Here is a 17,910-nt window from a genome sequence, read left to right on the forward strand (position 1 = left end):
AACCTAAAGTTATAAAATTAATCTAAAATTTAATAAAAAAGCTGTCTATCTCTAGTGAACTTATGTTTTCTGCAGTTGATGGCTTTTTTCTTTAACTTCTTCTTCTTTAAATACAAATCAATATATTAATTATGATTATTAAATAATTTTGAAACTTCTTAGTTATCTTAATTTTTCTGATATTTATTTCATATTTATAAATCAATATTTTCTCAATAAAAAAGTTCATGAATTTAGAATCTTTTTTCTAGATATTTCATGAACTTAAAATCTTTTAACATTTTGTAATTATATATTAAATTCTTTTTCAAATCCTTCTATTTCTTCTTTAGTCATAAGCCCTGTAACTAAAGAAAAATATTCAGGAAGAGAAGTTTCTGTTGCCCATTTTAATTCATAATTCAATAATTTACTTGATATACCTCCTATATCAAATCCCATTGATTCCAGAGAATATCTCATCATATCTGGGTGCTGACACTGAATATTATTTTTTCTGGAACAATCATCACATATTTTGCATCCTCCAGCAGAAAGACTCTTGCTTCCTTCATATCTTTTCTCCACTCTTAAAAGCTCCATCATTATCTTATCTTTCATATATTTAAGAGTTTCTGTAGTATAATCATTTATTTTTTCTTTTGTATTTACCTTTTTCAAAGTTTCCTCATCAAAAATAATTTTGACTCCTACAAGATATATATACTTATAATCTTTCAGATAATCTTCCACAACAAAACTATAAGGTGGACATGACCAAGTATTTCCATAATTTCTGCACTCTTTACAAAATTTTTCAAATTTCTCTCTGTCGCAATAATCTTTTTTTAATTCATCCATAGGCATCTTTTTCAGTTTTACCTCTGTTCTATACATTATTTCCTCCAGATTAGAATATTCTATATCCAAAAACTAAAGATAACTGTTTTAATCTATCTGATCCTCTTCTATCTCCATCTATTTTTGTCTCTGAATAAAGCAGCTCTGCTTGGAATGGCATAAAATCTACTCCAAATCCTCCAGCTATATAACCTTTTCCATCAGGACTTGAATTTCTTACACTTTCATTTGTCATAATAACTCTACCTGCTTTTAAAACAATATATGGTTCGAAAAATACTGGAAGAAGATTCCATCTTGCCACAAGATATACTGGAACTGTTCCTATATCAGTTCCCCCTGTTTTTCCATTATATGCTATTCCTGCTCCTAAATCTGCAAGAAGAAAATCCTGAGTTGCTTCAAAGCTAAAAGTTGGTGCATAATTTTCAAAAGATCCACTTTCATGATTATAAGAATTAGTTTCAGTTATTGCTCCTACTCTTAAATATCCATCTACAGCAAAAGCTGACATTGACACAGCAAAAAATATCATCAATAGTATTTTTTTCATAAAATCCTCCTTAAATTCTTTTACTTTTTATTTTTTATATGATATATTAAATTATACATCAAAGGTAAAAAAATATAAAGTAGTTATTTGGCAAACTTTATATTCAAATGTATCTTTACATAATAAAATATTATCATACGGGAGCTGAAAAAGCTGAGAGGAAATTTTATTTCGACCGTTAAACCTGATTTGGATAATGCCAGTGTAGGAAATGTTTTTAAGTTGTCTTATTATCCTTTTCAGACAGCTTTTTTTATTGCTCTCAAAATTTTTAGGAGGATATTATGAAAAAATTTATTTTATCTTTATTTTTATTGTTATCTGTTTCTTCATTTTCAGAAGAAATAGTCATTTATGGACCTAGCTCTGCAAAATGGATAGGAAAAACTTTTGCTCCAATATTTAAAGAAAAAACTGGAGTGGATATTAAGTTTATATCTATTGATGGTCTTGTATCAAGACTGAAACTTGAAGAAAAAAATCCTAAAGCAGATATTGTTATTGGACTGACTTCTTTAAGCACTGAAATAGCCAAAAAGGAAAACCTTATTATTCCTTATATTCCTAAAAATATTTCCAATATAAAGAACAGTAATTTTATAATGGATAAAGAAGGATATACAACTCCTTTTGATTATGGACTTCTTGCTGTCAATTATGATACAAAAAAAATCCCTGTTCCTCCAAAAAATCTGTCAGAACTTGGTAAATTAGAGAAACAGCTTTTAGTTGAAAATCCAGCTACCTCTTCTACTGGTGAAGAAGCTCTTTTATGGAGCATAGCCTTATATGGAGAAAACTGGAAAGATTTCTGGAATGTTTTAAAACCTGCTGTATATACTGCTGAACCTGGTTGGAGCGAAGCATTTGCTAAATTTACTGCTGGAGAAGCTCCTATGATGATTGGATATGCTACAAGCAATCTTTTCTTTTCACAAGATGAAGAACAAAGCAGATTCAGTAGTTTCCTTTTAGATGATGGAACTTTTATGTATTTAGAAGGTGCATCTTTAGTAAAGAAAAAAGAAACAAAAGAAGGGGCTAAAAAATTCATGGAATATATCCTCAGTGAAGATTTTCAAAATCTGGTTCCTAAAAAAAATTATATGTTTCCAATTATTGACATTTCCCTTACTGAAGAATTCAAATTTGTTCCTGTTGCTGAAAAAACTGTAAAACTCAGTGATGAACAGGTAAAAGACCTCGTTAATAACCTTGATAAATATAAATCAGAGTTAATAGAAATTTTAAAAAAATAATCTGAATTCCCTCTTGAATTTTTCTAAAAAGTGTGATATTATAATCAAGATATAGAAAAATATAAGGAGGACATAGATACATGAAGATATTTAATGATAAATTGAATATACCAATTTCTATCTTAGGAATCATTTATTTTATTTTTCTATTTTTAAATATTTTAAAAAACATTTTTATTATAGGGAATGGAAGCCACATCATTTTGTGATTTTCATTCCTTTTTTTATATTATTGATATTTCATGGGAGGGTAATATGAAAGATTTTATATCAATAAAAGATTTGACAAAAGAAGAAGTTTTAGAAGTTTTAAATTTAGCTCTTGAGTTATCTGAAAATCCAGAACCTGAGCTGATATCTGGAAAAATAGTAGGAAGCCTTTTCTTTGAACCATCTACTAGAACAAGATTATCTTTCACTTCTGCTGCATACAGAATTGGTGGAAAAGTTCTAGGTTTTGACTCTCCAGATGCTACTTCAGTTAAAAAAGGAGAATCTTTAAGAGATACAGTAAAAATAGTAGAAGCCTATTCTGATATCATTGTTATGAGACACAATATAGAAGGAGGTCCTAAATTTGCTGCTGAAGTTTCTAAAAATCCTGTAATTAATGGGGGAGATGGTTCTAATGAACATCCAAGTCAGACACTCTTAGACCTTTTCACAATAAAAAAAGAACTAGGTAAGATAGAAGGTGTAAAAATAGCTTTTGTTGGAGACCTAAAATATGGCAGAACTGTTCATTCTCTTACTAAAGCCCTTGAAATGTTTGATGCAGAATTTTATTTTGTAGCACCAGCTTCTATCCAGATACCTGAATATATCACAAAGGAACTTGATGAGAAAGGAATGAAATATCATATCTGCTCTGAATATGAACCTATTCTTTCTGAAATAGATGTTTTGTATATGACAAGAATTCAGAAAGAAAGATTTGAAGATATTGAGGAATTTAATAAAGTCAGTGGAGTATACAAAATATCAAAAGAAACAATAGTTGGAAAATGTCAGAATCATATGATAGTTATGCATCCTCTCCCTAGAGTTGATGAAATAAATGTGGATTTAGATGATACAAAACATGCTCTGTATTTTAAACAAGCTGCAAATGGAGTACCAGTAAGAGAAGCTATGTATGCTCTTGCACTAGGAATAAAAAAATCCTCTGCTCCTGTTAAAGAAAATAAAAATGTAGAAGAAAATGATAAAGTTGTATGTTCTAACCATAAATGTGTAACTCATTTTGAAGAGACACCAAATAAGGTAGTAGTAAAGGATTATGGGAAATTCTGCTACTATTGTGGTAAGGAAATAAAATAATTTAATACATATAGTTTGTAGGAGGAGAAATGTTTTTAGAAGATTGTCTAATTTTAGAAAATAAAAATATTGCAGGACAAAATTATCTTATGAGATTAAAAGCTGAAAAAAGCATACCAGTATCAAAAGCTGGACAGTTTTTTATGATTCAATGTAAAAATAAGCTTCACATATTGAGAAGACCAATAAGTCTGCACTATGTAGATAAAAATAAAATGGAACTTGAGTTTTACTATGAAACAAAAGGTGGAGGAACAAAAGAGTTCTCTGAAATGAAAGCTGGAGAAACTATAAATATTCAAGGTCCACTTGGACATGGATTTTCCACTGATATGACAGGTAAAAAACTTTTAGTAGTTGGTGGTGGAATGGGAATGGCTCCTATGAAACTTCTGGTAGAAATATTAAAGAAAAACAATGAAGTTACTTTTATAGCTGGAGGTAGAAACGCTCAAGCTGTTGAAATTCTTTCTAATTTCAACTTTGATAATGCAGACCTTCATGTAACTACTGATGATGGTTCAGCTGGTACTGAGGGAACTGTTATAGTTAAAATGGAAGAACTAATGAACAGCAAGAAATTCGATATGGTTTTCACTTGCGGTCCTCATAAAATGATGGAGGCAGTAGCAAAAACTTCATCAAAATATAATACAGAATGTGAAATATCTTTAGAAGAAAGAATGGCTTGTGGAGTAAAAGCTTGTGTAGGATGTTCTATCAAAACTAAAGAAGGAATGAAAAAAGTATGTTATGATGGTCCTGTTTTCAAATCTGAAACTATTGTAGAACTTGAACCTATTGAAAGAACAGAAACTTGTTGTGGTAATTAATATTTGACTTGGAGGAAAAAATGAATAGACTGCAGACTAAATTTTTAGGTGTGGATTTTAAGAATCCTATTGTTACATCATCTGGATGCTTTGGATTCGGACTTGAATATAGAGATTATTTTGATCCAAATGTACTTGGAGGAATAGTTGTAAAAGGGCTTACTATGGAACCTAGAGATGGTAATTATGGAATAAGAATAGCAGAAACTCCTGGTGGAATGCTTAACTGCGTTGGACTTGAAAATCCCGGAATTGATTATTTTGAGACTCATATCTTAAAAGATGTGAAAGAAGCTGGTATCACTACTAATATAATAGCAAATATCAATGGAAAAACTGTTGAAGAATATATAGAAATAGCTAAAAGAGTAGAAAAAATAAAAGAAGTGGATATAATAGAACTAAATATATCTTGTCCAAATGTAAAAGATGGAGGAATGGCTTTTGGAGCTAATCCAGAAGTTGCTGGAAGAGTTACAAGAGAAGTCAGAAAAGTAACTACAAAGCCTTTAATAGTAAAATTATCTCCAAATGTTACTGATATTGCTTATATAGCTAAAATAGTAGAAGAAAATGGAGCAGATGCAGTATCTCTTATCAATACTCTATTGGGTATGGCTATTGATTTGAAAACTAAAAAACCTTTGTTGGGAAATACATTTGGAGGGCTTTCAGGACCTGCTGTAAAACCAGTAGCTTTAAGAATGGTATATCAAGTATATCAAGCTGTAAATATTCCAATAGTAGGTATGGGAGGAATTTCAAATACAGAGGATGCTCTTGAATTTATAATGGCTGGAGCTTCTATGGTATCACTTGGAACAGGTATTTTCTTCAATCCTGCCCTTCCTGTAGAAGTAGCTGAAGGATTACAAAAATATTGTGAAGAAAATAATATTAAAAATATAAATGAATTAGTTGGTATAGCTCACAGATAACTAAAATAAATTTTGGAGGAAAATATGAACGCAAAAGATAGAATGATAATAGCACTTGACTTTCCTACTATGGAAGCTGCTAAAAATTTAGTTGAAAAAATCGGTGATGGAGCTACTTTCTATAAAGTAGGTCTTGAACTTTTCTTAAACTCAAAAGGTGAAATGATAGATTACCTTGCTTCTAAAGGGAAAAAAATATTCCTTGATCTTAAATTTCATGATATTCCAAATACAACAGCAATGGCTTCAGTTTTTGCTGCTAAACAAAATGTATTTATGTTCAATGTACATGCAAGCGGTGGAAAAAAGATGATGTCAAAAGTAGTTGAAGAGGTAAAATCTGTAAATCCTGATAATATAGTTATTGGAGTTACTGTTCTTACAAGTCTTTCTCCTGAAGATGTAGAAGAAACTTTCCAATCTAAATTATCTCTGGCAGAATTAGCATTAAACTGGGCTAAATTAGGTAAAGCTGCTGGACTTGATGGAGTGGTATGCTCTCCTTGGGAAGCTAAACTTATAAAAGAAGCTTGTGGAAATGATTTTAAAACTGTATGTCCAGGTGTAAGACCTAGATGGTCAGCAACAAATGATCAGGAAAGGATAATGACTCCAAAAGATGCAATAATAAATGGTTGTGACTTTTTAGTTATTGGAAGACCTATAACTAAAAATGAAGATCCTGCAAATGCTGCTAAATTAGTTGCTGCTGAAATTGAAGAAGGAATGAAAGAGGCTGGATTATGCTAGTCAAAAACTGTAAAATCATTGATAAAGATGGAAAAGATATCATCACTGATATATTAATTCAAAATGGAACAATTACTAAAATAGAAAAAAATATTTTGGCTGATGCTGAAGAAACAATAGATGCTGGAGAAAAATACGTTCTTCCAGGTATAGTAGATGTTCATACTCATATGAGAGATCCTGGTCTTACTCAAAAAGAGGATTTTACTACTGGAAGTATGGCTTGTGCCAGAGGTGGTGTCACTACATTTATAGATATGCCTAATACTATCCCAGTAACTGTTACAAAAGAGGTTCTCGCTGATAAAAAAGCTCTTATGAAAGGAAGAGCATATGTTGATTATGGATTTCATTTTGGAGGAAGTAAAAAAGACAACAGCAGTGAAATTAAGGATATATTAAATGAAACTGCATCTACTAAAATATTTCTTAATATGTCTACTGGGGATATGCTTATAGATGATAAGAAAATTATAGAAAATATATTTAGAGAATCAAAAATAATATCTGTACATGCAGAAGAAGAAATGGTAGCAAAAGCTATTGAATTTTGTGAAAAATACAACAAAGAACTTTATCTTTGCCATTTATCTAAAGCTAGTGAAATAGAGCTTTTAAAAGCTGCAAAAGCAAGAGGAGCAAAAGTATTTGGTGAAGTTACTCCCCATCATCTTTTCTTAAATGTAGATGATGTAAATAAAACAGAAAGAAGTCAGCTTTTACTTAGAATGAAGCCTGAATTAAAAGAAAAACATGATAATGATGTTCTATGGATGGCTTTAGCTGATGGTACCCTTGATACTGTTGGTACAGATCATGCTCCACATCTTATTGAAGAAAAGCTTGCAAAACTCACTTTTGGAGTTCCAAGTGTAGAAAATTCTCTTGAAATGATGCTCAATGGAGTAAAAAATGGAAAAATAACTTTGAATAGACTTATAGAAGTAATGTGCAATAAGCCAGCTGATATCTTTAAAATAAAAAATAAAGGTAAAATAGCTGTTGATTATGATGGAGATCTTGTAATTATAGATATAAATAATAATTCTCCTGTGAAGGATGATAAAGTAATAACAAAAGCTGGATGGACTCCATATGAAAATTGTAATAAAGGCGGAAAAGTTTTAACAACTATATTAAGAGGTCAAATAGTTTATTCAAATGGTAAATTTAATGGATTACATGGGAGGGAAGTAAAATATTATGAGTAGAGCAAAAGAAGTAGCTAAATCATTATTAAAAACAGGAGCAGTAAAACTAAATGTAAAAGAACCATTTACATTTGTATCTGGTATCAAAAGCCCTATATACTGTGACAATAGAAAAATGATAGGATATCCTGCTGAAAGAAAAGTAGTAGTTGATGAATTTATAAAAAAATTATCTGAGAAAAATTTCGATGTAGTAGCTGGTACTGCTACTGCTGGTATTCCTTGGGCTGCATTTATAGCTTGGGAAATGAATAAACCTATGAGTTATATCAGAGGAGAAAAGAAAGCACATGGTGCTGGAAGACAAATTGAAGGTGCTGACTTCACTGGTAAAAAAGTAATAGTTATTGAAGACCTTATTTCTACAGGAGGAAGTTCTATTAAAGCTGTAGAAGCTGCAAGAAGTGAAGGAGCTGCTTCTGTTGAAGTTGTTTCTATATTCTCTTATGAATTTGACAAAGCTTTTAAAAATTTTGCTGATAATAATATCCCTTGGGAATCATTGTCAAACTTCTCTGCTCTTCTTGAATTAGCTATAGAAGAAAAATATCTTACTGAAGAAGAAGCAGAAATAGCTTCATCATGGAATAAAAATACTGATACTTGGGGAAGATAATTATTATTTCTTTCTCTATTGACAAAAGTATTTTTTTAGTATATGATCTGTATATAAGTATTAAAAGGGAGTAGTTGAAAATTATAGTATCAACATCACGAAGCCTATAAGGTTATCTGGTACTATATACCTATTTTGAAGGTAACAAGACTTTTAATACAGAGATTATTGATTATCAATTCTCTGTATTGGAAGTCTTTTTTTTATGAAAAAACAGGAATTGACAATAATTTAAGGAATATTATTATATAGTCTTATGGAGGTATCATGAAAAATTATTTTTCTAAGTCAAAAGATGAAATTTTAAAAGAGTTCAATTCAAGTGAAAAAGGACTCACAACTGATCAGGTAGAAACTTCTAGCGAAAAATATGGATATAATCAGCTTAATGAAGAAAAGAAACTGAGTACTTTTACTGTATTTATTTCTCAATTCAAGGATTTTTTAGTTATCATTCTTATTATAGCTTCTATTATTTCTCTTATTTCAGGTAATGAAGAAAGTACTATTGTTATTTTAGTTGTTATCATTATCAATGCTATACTTGGAACAGTACAGCATTTAAAAGCTGAAGAATCTATAAGCAGTTTGAAAAGTTTGTCAGCTCCAAAGTCAAAAGTTTTGAGAGATGGAGAAAAGGTAGAGATATTATCTAAATATCTTGTACCTGGAGATATTGTCTTTATTGAAGCAGGGGATTTAATTCCAGCAGATGGAAGAATTATTGAAAGTTTCTCTCTTCTTGTAAATGAAAGTTCTCTTACTGGAGAATCAGAAAGTGTAGAAAAAATCAGTGATATAATGGCTGATGGAGAACTTGCTCTTGGAGATCAAAAAAATATGGTCTTTTCTGGAAGTCTGGTAAGTTATGGAAGAGGTATTATTATAATTACTTCTACAGGAATGAATAGTGAGCTTGGAAAAATAGCTTCTCTTTTAGAAGCTACAAAAGAAAAGTCAACTCCTCTTCAGGTATCCCTTGATAACTTTGGTAAAAAGCTTTCAATTGGAATAATCATTCTTTGCATAATTGTATTTGCAATAAATGTATTTCATGGTGTAAAAATGCTTGATTCACTTATGTTTGCTGTTGCTTTGGCAGTTGCTGCTATACCAGAGGCTTTGAGTTCTATTGTTACAATAGTTCTTGCTCTTGGTACTCAAAAACTATCAAAAGAAAATGCTATCATAAAAAATCTTAAATCAGTTGAATCTCTTGGCTGTGTTTCTGTAATATGTTCTGATAAGACAGGAACTCTTACACAAAACAAAATGACAGTAAAACAAGTTTATATAAACAACAAAGTATACAATGAAAAAGGATTAGATATAAAAGATACTGGTGAATCTCTTATTTTAAAAGAAAGCATCCTTTGCAATGATGCTACAAGTGAAATAGGAGATCCTACAGAAATTGCTTTAATAAATCTTTCCGAAATAAATTATAAAATGGACAGCAAGGAATTAAAAGAAAAATATCCTCGTATTTCTGAAATTCCATTTGATTCAGACAGAAAGCTTATGAGTACAGTTCACGAAATAGATAACGAAATATTAATGCTTACTAAAGGAGCTTTAGATTCAATTCTTCCAAAAACTACTCATATTCTTGTACATAATGAAGTAAGAAAAATTACTAAAGCTGATATTGAAAATATTGAAGATATCAATACTATGTTCGCTGAAACTGGTCTAAGAGTACTTACTTTTGCTTATAAAGTATTAGATGAAAAAAGAGAAATAACTAGAGAAGATGAAGATAAATTCATATTCATTGGTCTTGTTGGTATGATTGATCCCCCTAGAGAGGAATCTAAAACAGCTGTTGAAAAATGTATTACAGCTGGAATAAAACCTGTAATGATAACAGGAGATCATAAAATTACTGCTACAACTATTGCTAAAGAAATTGGAATCTATCAAGATGGAGATAATGTGCTTGAAGGTATTGAAGTTGAAAAAATGAGTGATGAAGAACTTATTGATAAAGTTACTTCTACTTCTGTTTATGCAAGAGTTTCTCCTGAGCATAAAATAAGAATAGTCACTGCATGGCAGACATTAGGTAAAATATGTGCTATGACTGGAGACGGAGTTAATGATGCTCCTGCATTAAAAAGGGCTGATATAGGTATTGCCATGGGTATTACAGGAACTGAAGTTTCAAAAGATGCAGCTTCTATGATACTTGCTGATGATAATTTCTCTACAATAGTAAAAGCTGTAACTACTGGTAGAAATATTTATTCTAATATTAAAAATTCTATAAGATTTTTACTTTCAGGTAATACTGCTGGTATTCTTGCTGTACTTTATTCATCTCTTGCAGGTCTTCCAGTAATTTTTGCTCCAGTACATCTGCTGTTTATTAATCTGCTGACTGACAGTTTACCAGCTATTGCTATTGGAATGGAACCTTCACATGGAGATGTACTTACTGAAAAACCCCGTGATCCAAAAGAACCTATTCTTACAAAAGATCTTGCTGGAAAGATTCTTATTGAAGGATTATTAATTGCTGTATTCGTAATGCTTGCTTTCTATATTGGATATCAAGATGGAAATACTTCAAAGGGAAGCACAATGGCTTTCAGTGTTCTGTGTTTAGCTAGACTATTCCATGGATTTAATTGTAGAGGTGCAAGTTCTATAATAGGATTAGGACTATTTTCCAATATGTTTTCTATTGCAGCTTTTGTTATAGGATTTATATTATTAAATGGAATTCTTATTTTCCCTGTTTTCCACTCAATATTCCAGGTAGCACCTTTAGATATTAATGACTTATTATACATATATGGATTAGCTTTTGTTCCAACTTTAATTATTCAAATATCTAAATTTATTAAATATAAAAAATAATCTTAATTGTAACTTTTTTTAATAAGAGAGATCTGAAAATTTTCAGTCTCTCTTTTTTAGTTTTAAGATATATATTAAATATATTATAATTTGAGTTATATTAATTAAAAATACAATTTAATAATAAATTTTATAAATATAATATACATTTATTATGAATAGTTAAAATTAAAGTTTATTTTCATCAAAATATATTTGATTTTTAATATAAAATATGATATCTTAGTTATGACGAACAAAAACAATACAATATATTCTTTTTATTGATGTTTTTGTAATAAAATTATATAAAAGGAGAATATCATGGGAAAAATCAAAGATAGTCTAATTTTAAAATTAATCCTTGGAGTAGGTATTGGATTAATAGTTGGATTATACTGTAATGAAACTGCCATTGGTGTAATTCAATCTATTAAATTCATACTTGGACAGTTAATATCTTTCACTGTTCCATTAATTATTTTAGGATTTATAGCTCCAGCTATAACTAAAATGAAATCTAATGCAAGTAAAATGCTTGGCCTTATGCTTATGCTTGCATATTTCTCATCTGTAGGAGCTGCATTATTTTCAATGGTGGCAGGATTTATTTTAATACCTAAAATGCATATAGTTCCTAATGTAGAAGGACTTAAACATCTACCTAAACTTATTTTTAAAGTAGAAATTCCACCTCCATTTACAGTTATGACAGCTTTAGTTCTTGCTCTTTTCTTAGGTCTTGCTGTTGTTTGGACTCAATCTAAAAATTTTGAAAAACTTCTAGATGAATTTAATAATATTATGCTTAAAATAGTTTATAAGATTATTATACCTATACTTCCATTTTTTATTGCTTCTACATTTGCAACACTTGCATATGAAGGTGGAATTACTAAACAATTACCTGTTTTCTTAAAAGTTGTTGTAATAGTTCTTATTGGACATTTTATCTGGCTTACAGTTCTTTACTCTATTGGAGGAGCTGTCTCTGGAAAAAATCCACTTAACCTTTTAAAATTCTATGGACCAGCGTATTTAACAGCAGTAGGAACTATGTCTTCTGCTGCTACTCTTCCAGTGGCATTGAGCTGTGCTAAAAAATCTGGGGCTTTAGATGAAGATATAGCTGATTTTGCTATTCCATTAGGTGCTACTGTACATTTATGTGGTTCAGTTCTTACAGAAGTTTTCTTTGTAATGACTGTCTCTCAGGTATTATATGGACATCTTCCAGCATTTGGAACTATGGTTCTGTTTATAATTCTTTTAGGAATCTTTGCTGTAGGTGCACCTGGAGTTCCTGGAGGAACTGTCATGGCTTCTCTTGGTATCATTATTTCTGTATTAGGCTTTGATGAAAATGGTGTTGCTTTAATGCTTACTATATTTGCTCTTCAAGATAGTTTTGGTACCGCCTGCAATGTTGTAGGTGATGGAGCCCTTGCTTTAATTTTAAATGGTGTATTTAAAAAAGAGCAGCAAAAAGCTAAATAAAATATATTTGATATATACCTAATGACCAGAAAGTTTTCTGGTCATTTTTTTATTTATAAAGGTTTATTTCTAGACTTTTGAAAAAAATTTCTTCTATTCAGTAATTTTAATAGTATTTTTTTCATAAATATGATAAAATAAAAAAGTTAACTAAAATAAAAAATATATATGATGGAGGGGATAATATGAATATATCAACAAGAGCTTTAGAAATGAATTTTTCACCAATAAGAAAGTTGATTCCCCTTGCGGATGAAGCGTCTAAAAAAGGAATTAAAGTATATAAGCTCAACATTGGTCAGCCTAATATAGTTACTCCTGATTCTTTCTTTGAAGGGCTTCATAGCTACAAGGAAAAAATCGTAACTTATTCTGATTCAAGGGGAATTCCCCAACTTATTGACAGTTTTGTAAAAAGTTATAAGGCTAGTGGTATAGAACTTGAAAAAGAAGATATTCTTATCACACAAGGAGGAAGTGAAGCAATTCTTTTTATACTTATGTCAATTTGTAATGAAGGAGATGAAGTTTTAGTTCCAGAACCTTTTTATTCAAATTACTCAAGTTTCTCCACTTTTTCAGGAGCAAAGGTAAAACCTATACCTACTACAATAGAAAATAATTTTCATTTGCCTTCTAGAGAAGAAATTGAAGCTTTAATTACTCCAACTACTAGGGCTATAATGTTTTCTAACCCTGTAAATCCTACTGGAACTATATATACAGAAGAAGAAATAAAAATGATTGGGGAAATAGCTAAAAAATATGATTTATATATCATAGCTGATGAAGTTTACAGACAATTTGTATATGATGATACTCCATATACATCTGTTATGCAGTTAGATGATCTTAAAGACAGAGTAGTGCTGGTAGACAGTATCTCAAAGCATTACAGTGCTTGTGGAGCTAGAATAGGACTTATTGCAAGTAAAAATCATACTCTTATGAATTATATTTTAAAGTTCTGTCAGGCAAGGCTTTGTGTATCTACAATAGAACAACATGCAGCTGCTAACCTAATAAATACTATGGATAATTATTTAGAAGATGTAAAGTTAAAATACAAGAGCAGAAGAGACCTTATTTATGGATATCTTACTAGAATACCTGGTGTTGTTTGTTCTAAACCAGAAGGAGCTTTTTATATTTTTGCTAAACTTCCAGTGGATAACGCTGAAAAGTTTGCTAAATGGCTTCTTACTGATTATTCTTATGAAAATAAAACTCTTCTTATTGCTCCTGGACCTGGATTCTATCAGACAGAAGGTAAAGGAGAACAAGAAGTTAGACTATCTTTTTGTACTAATGTAGATGATATTGAAAATGCTATGATAGTTTTAAAAAGAGCTCTTGAAGAATATAATAAAGATAAATAATATATTGAAGGTGACAAAAAGTAAAAATTATATTTTGCTTGATAGTTGCCTTTTTTTATTTTTTGATTATTTAGTATTTTTCTTCTGAGTCTGTATTCTTTTAATATTATATACAGCTATTTTTTTCACTGGCCACATGATATAATATTTTAAATGAGAACTTTCACAAATGCCATTTATAATAATTATTGAGAAAAATATGAAAAATAATATCTTTTTATTAAAAATATCTAGGGGAGGATAACTTTGAAAAAATTTATTTTTATAATTGTATTGGTTTTAGGTGGATTTTTTCTTTTTACTTATAAAAATGCTCCAAAAAATATTTCATTATCATCAGAAGAGTTTAGAATAGCTGCTGAAAAATTTGACTATACTGTAAGTGATTACAAAAATATAGTTTCAGGAAAAGAACAATTATTTTCTGGAGAAAAATGTTCTTTAGTTGCTGAAAAGTCTAGTAAAACCTATACTGGAGATAAAGTTAAAACTCATATATGGTATTACTTATTTGAAACTGATGAACAAGCATATAATTTTTTCTTTTTTATAAAAGAAATTTACTCTTCAAAAAAAGTTATGCCACCAGGAACTTATGAATTTAAATGGGATAATAAAAGCAGAATATTTGGGAATACACAATATTATAATCAAATAGGAAATACTGGTGTATTAGGAAGTATTTGGAGAGTAGATAATACTGTAATCTTTGCTGAATATTTTTGGAGTGAAAGACCTTCAGAATTTTTTAATCATGTGGGATATAAATATTGATTTTCTAATTTATTTATTTTCATTACTTTTGTGATTCAAATAGATATAAAAAAATAATTCTGTTTCTTTAGAAAGTGCTGTTTTTCTTAATTATCATAAATATTCTAATATTTTTTATGTTAATAGCATCACTTATTACTGAATACAGAATTATTTTTTAATTCTTTTTAATTAAATTTGGATTTAAAAATTTTCTTATTCTTAATATTTCTATCTTATATTTCTTATCTAAACTTTAAAATGGTTGGAAGATTTACTATTTGAAAAAATGACAAACAATCTATTTTGATTTTCTATTAAAATATTAAAATAAATAAAAGAAAAAAACCTATGAAAAAGAACTAAATATTTATCTTCATTTAAATAAAATTATCTTAAAATTTTGTTTAGCAACTATATCTAAGAACTATTTTTCTTTCTCAATTTCTAAAATTTTATCTATTTCTAAAAAATTTAAAGTCAATCAGATATTTTACTTTGTTTATTTTTATTTACTTTACTAAGGGAATTAAGTATCCATATCCTGCATTTTCCATATCTGATAGAGGTATAAAGTTTATAGATGCACTATTTATGCAAAATCTTAATCCTCCTTTATCTTTAGGTCCATCTTCAAAAACATGCCCTAGATGAGCTTCTCCTGATCTGCTTTTTACTTCTGTTCTAACCATATTGAAACTTTTATCTTCATTATATGTTACAACATCTGGTGTTATTGGTTTAGTAAAACTTGGCCAACCACACATTGAATTATATTTATCTTTTGAAGAAAATAAAGGTTCCCCTGTTGTAACATCAACATATATTCCATCTTTAAAAAAATTCCAATATTCATTTGAAAATGACATTTCTGTATTAGCATTTTGGGTAATATTATATTGCTCTGTTGTCAATTTTTTTCTTAATTCCTCTTCAGTTAATTTAGGATATCTGTTTTTATCAATTATGATTTCATTGGCTTTTGAAAGATCAATATGGCAATAACCATTTGGATTTTTCTTTAAATAATCTTGGTGATAGTCTTCTGCTGCAAAAAAGTTTTTTAACTTTTCACATTCCACTACAATTTTTTGTGTATATATTTTTTGCAGCTCTTTAAGTTCTTCCTCTATTATTTTTTTATCCTCTTCATTTGAAAAATATATTCCTGTTCTATATTGACTTCCTCTGTCATTTCCTTGTTGATTTAAAGTAGTTGGGTCAATAATCTTAAAATAATATTTTAATAAAGTTGAAAGATTTATCTTATTTGCATCATAAGTTACTTGAACTGTTTCTGCATGTCCTGTATTTCTGTACACTACATCTTCATATTTTGGATTTTCAGTATTTCCATTAGCATAACCAGATACAGCATTTATTACACCATATATTTTTTTCATATAGGCTTCTACACCCCAAAAACATCCTCCTGCTAAATATATTTCTTTAATGTTTTGTGAATTTCTCATTATTTTCTCATTTGTTTCCATTGTATTTTTCATAGTTATTTCATTTTTAATATTTAACTCTTTTTCTATGTCTTCTTTTGAAGGTTGTCCAGGATAATACTTCTCTATTTCTCCTTTTTCATTTATAAATATTGATGTAGGATAAGCTTCTATATCTATTATTTCTAATAACTGACCTTCTTCATCAATAAGTACTTTAATATTTTTGTATTCTAAAGAATTAAACCATTCTTTAAATTCTTTTATCTCCTTTTCTCCATATCTCCCTGGAAAAACTATAGACATTACTTCAAATTCTGTTGTATTTTTACTCATTTCATTTAATTTTTCTAAACCTGCTAAACAAATAGGACACCAAGAAGCCCATGCTTTTAAATAAGTTTTTTTCCCACTCTGATCAAATGAATATTCTTCACCATTTATATCTTTAATGCTTACTAATTTTTTCATATTCTCCTCCTTTATTAAGTTTATAAAATATTATTTCTTTGTAATAACCAACCTTTCTAATAAGGATATTTTTAATAATTCCATATATAATTGAGTATATAATTTTATTTTTAGAAATATAAAAATAGCCCATTTTTAACTAGCTGCTTCATAATAAGTTTTAGATTATTTTTAATTCTAATATTATTCTATTACTGTTAGCATCTTCTAATTCCTTTAATCATTATATTGAATTTTTATATTTTTATCTTTAAAAATAAAAATGACTGATAAACAAATAAGCTTATCAGTCATTGATTTACACTCTGAGATAATTCTTAAAAAAATCATCTCTTTATTTATAATTCTGATGGTTCTTCATCAGAAGAAACTATTCCTTTTATTTTTCTTTCAGTAGCTCTTATCATTCTTGGAATAAAATACTCTTTTTCATTTTCTTCTTCTTTAGTCTTTCTAGCATATATATTTTGTAATTCTTCTTTATATTCAGCAACCTGTCCACCATAAGCTGATATATCTTTTACAGGATATTCTTTTAAGTTTGGATATTCTTTATTTAATATTGCATTCCATTCTTCAACTTGATCTTTATGTAGCGAAAGAATAAGATCAACATCTCCAGTAAATTTTATCTCTTTGATAACATCTCCAACTTCAAGTTTTCTTATCTTTTCAAAATCAGAATCACTTATATATTCACCAAATATAGTGTGTTTTCCATTTAACCATTCAGCAGGATATAAAGTCATAAAATATTGTGACCCTCCTGTATTAGGTCCAGCGTTAGCCATAGCTAACATACCTTGTTGAAAAAAATCAAGCCAATTAACTATTTCATCAGGGATGAAATATCCTGGTCCACCAGTTCCAGTTTCAGTAGGATCTCCTCCTTGAACAACAAAGTTTTCTACAGCACGATGTATCTTAGTATTATCATAATATCCTCTTTTAGCTAGATTAACAAAGTTAGCAACCGTAACTGGAGCTGCTTCTGGATAAAGATAAAAACTTATTTCCCCTTGTGTTGTTACAAATGTAGCTCTTACATCATTATATCTTGCAACCTCTTGACTATTAAGCATTTTTTTCAGACTTGAACAAGAAACTGCACTCACAAAAACTAGTACCATTAATAAAAACTTAAATATATTTTTCATATTAATCTATAATCCTCCTGTAATTTGAATGTAATTACTAT

15 protein-coding genes and 1 riboswitch are annotated in these 17,910 nt (G+C 29.1%); of the genes, 11 read left to right on the forward strand and 4 right to left on the reverse strand.

All coding sequences use genetic code 11. The annotated features are described in order from the left end of the window. Positions 1-288: 288 nt before the first annotated feature. Both E6771_RS12430 and E6771_RS12435 read right to left on the reverse strand, forming a co-directional pair. Positions 289-876, reverse strand: coding sequence for a DUF2284 domain-containing protein (locus E6771_RS12430; protein ID WP_316091654.1), 588 nt, complete (start codon positions 874-876; stop codon positions 289-291). 13 nt (positions 877-889) lie between these two features. Continuing rightward, the gene (locus E6771_RS12435; protein ID WP_316091655.1) at positions 890-1,393 is read right to left on the reverse strand and encodes a hypothetical protein; all 504 of its coding nucleotides are present in this window, start codon (positions 1,391-1,393) and stop codon (positions 890-892) included. A gap of 127 nt (positions 1,394-1,520) precedes the next feature. Continuing rightward, positions 1,521-1,621, forward strand: a riboswitch (TPP riboswitch). 56 nt (positions 1,622-1,677) lie between these two features. On the opposite strand from E6771_RS12435, the gene E6771_RS12440 reads away from it, so the two are divergent. The 11 genes from E6771_RS12440 to E6771_RS12490 all read left to right on the forward strand — a co-directional run bounded on the left by E6771_RS12440 (position 1,678) and on the right by E6771_RS12490 (position 14,811). Further along, positions 1,678-2,652 carry a thiamine ABC transporter substrate-binding protein gene (locus tag E6771_RS12440; protein WP_316091656.1) on the forward strand — a complete coding sequence of 325 codons (975 nt, stop codon included), beginning with the start codon at positions 1,678-1,680 and terminating at the stop codon, positions 2,650-2,652. A 255-nt stretch (positions 2,653-2,907) separates the two neighbouring features. Then, the gene (gene pyrB / locus E6771_RS12445) at positions 2,908-3,972 is read left to right on the forward strand and encodes an aspartate carbamoyltransferase (protein WP_316091657.1); all 1,065 of its coding nucleotides are present in this window, start codon (positions 2,908-2,910) and stop codon (positions 3,970-3,972) included. Positions 3,973-4,001: 29 nt separating this feature from the next. Beyond that, positions 4,002-4,805 carry a dihydroorotate dehydrogenase electron transfer subunit gene (locus E6771_RS12450; protein WP_316091658.1) on the forward strand — a complete coding sequence of 268 codons (804 nt, stop codon included), beginning with the start codon at positions 4,002-4,004 and terminating at the stop codon, positions 4,803-4,805. Positions 4,806-4,825: 20 nt separating this feature from the next. Continuing rightward, positions 4,826-5,743 (forward strand): dihydroorotate dehydrogenase, encoded by a 918-nt coding sequence (locus tag E6771_RS12455; protein ID WP_316091659.1) that lies wholly within the window; start codon positions 4,826-4,828, stop codon positions 5,741-5,743. 24 nt (positions 5,744-5,767) lie between these two features. Beyond that, entirely contained in the window at positions 5,768-6,493 is a 726-nt protein-coding gene (gene pyrF / locus E6771_RS12460) for an orotidine-5'-phosphate decarboxylase (RefSeq protein ID WP_316091661.1), read from the forward strand. Continuing rightward, positions 6,487-7,704, forward strand: a complete 1,218-nt coding sequence (locus E6771_RS12465) for a dihydroorotase family protein (protein ID WP_316091662.1) — start codon at positions 6,487-6,489, stop codon at positions 7,702-7,704. The genes pyrF and E6771_RS12465 overlap by 7 nt, the downstream gene beginning before the upstream one ends. Further along, on the forward strand, positions 7,697-8,320 hold the full coding sequence (gene pyrE / locus E6771_RS12470; protein WP_316091663.1) for an orotate phosphoribosyltransferase: 624 nt from the start codon (positions 7,697-7,699) through the stop codon (positions 8,318-8,320). The genes E6771_RS12465 and pyrE overlap by 8 nt, the downstream gene beginning before the upstream one ends. 267 nt (positions 8,321-8,587) lie before the next feature. Beyond that, positions 8,588-11,182 (forward strand): cation-translocating P-type ATPase, encoded by a 2,595-nt coding sequence (locus E6771_RS12475; protein WP_316091664.1) that lies wholly within the window; start codon positions 8,588-8,590, stop codon positions 11,180-11,182. Positions 11,183-11,485: 303 nt separating this feature from the next. Next, complete coding sequence (locus E6771_RS12480) at positions 11,486-12,658, forward strand: dicarboxylate/amino acid:cation symporter (protein WP_316091665.1); 1,173 nt, start codon at positions 11,486-11,488, stop codon at positions 12,656-12,658. Between the two features lie 185 nt (positions 12,659-12,843). Next, positions 12,844-14,037 carry a pyridoxal phosphate-dependent aminotransferase gene (locus E6771_RS12485; protein WP_316091666.1) on the forward strand — a complete coding sequence of 398 codons (1,194 nt, stop codon included), beginning with the start codon at positions 12,844-12,846 and terminating at the stop codon, positions 14,035-14,037. 246 nt (positions 14,038-14,283) lie between these two features. Next, positions 14,284-14,811: a hypothetical protein gene (locus E6771_RS12490; RefSeq protein ID WP_316091667.1), complete on the forward strand. Its 528-nt coding sequence runs from the start codon at positions 14,284-14,286 to the stop codon at positions 14,809-14,811. Positions 14,812-15,302: 491 nt separating this feature from the next. Here the strand turns inward: E6771_RS12490 and msrAB are convergent, their stop codons facing one another. Together msrAB and E6771_RS12500 are read right to left on the reverse strand one after the other, a co-directional pair. After that, positions 15,303-16,712: a bifunctional peptide-methionine (S)-S-oxide reductase MsrA/peptide-methionine (R)-S-oxide reductase MsrB gene (gene msrAB / locus E6771_RS12495; protein ID WP_316091669.1), complete on the reverse strand. Its 1,410-nt coding sequence runs from the start codon at positions 16,710-16,712 to the stop codon at positions 15,303-15,305. A 338-nt stretch (positions 16,713-17,050) separates the two neighbouring features. Continuing rightward, positions 17,051-17,869, reverse strand: coding sequence for a peptidylprolyl isomerase (locus E6771_RS12500; protein WP_316091670.1), 819 nt, complete (start codon positions 17,867-17,869; stop codon positions 17,051-17,053). Between the last annotated feature and the right edge of the window lie 41 nt (positions 17,870-17,910).

This window comes from Fusobacterium sp. (assembly GCF_032477075.1).
In the GTDB taxonomy this organism is placed as follows: Bacteria; Fusobacteriota; Fusobacteriia; order Fusobacteriales; family Fusobacteriaceae; genus Fusobacterium_A.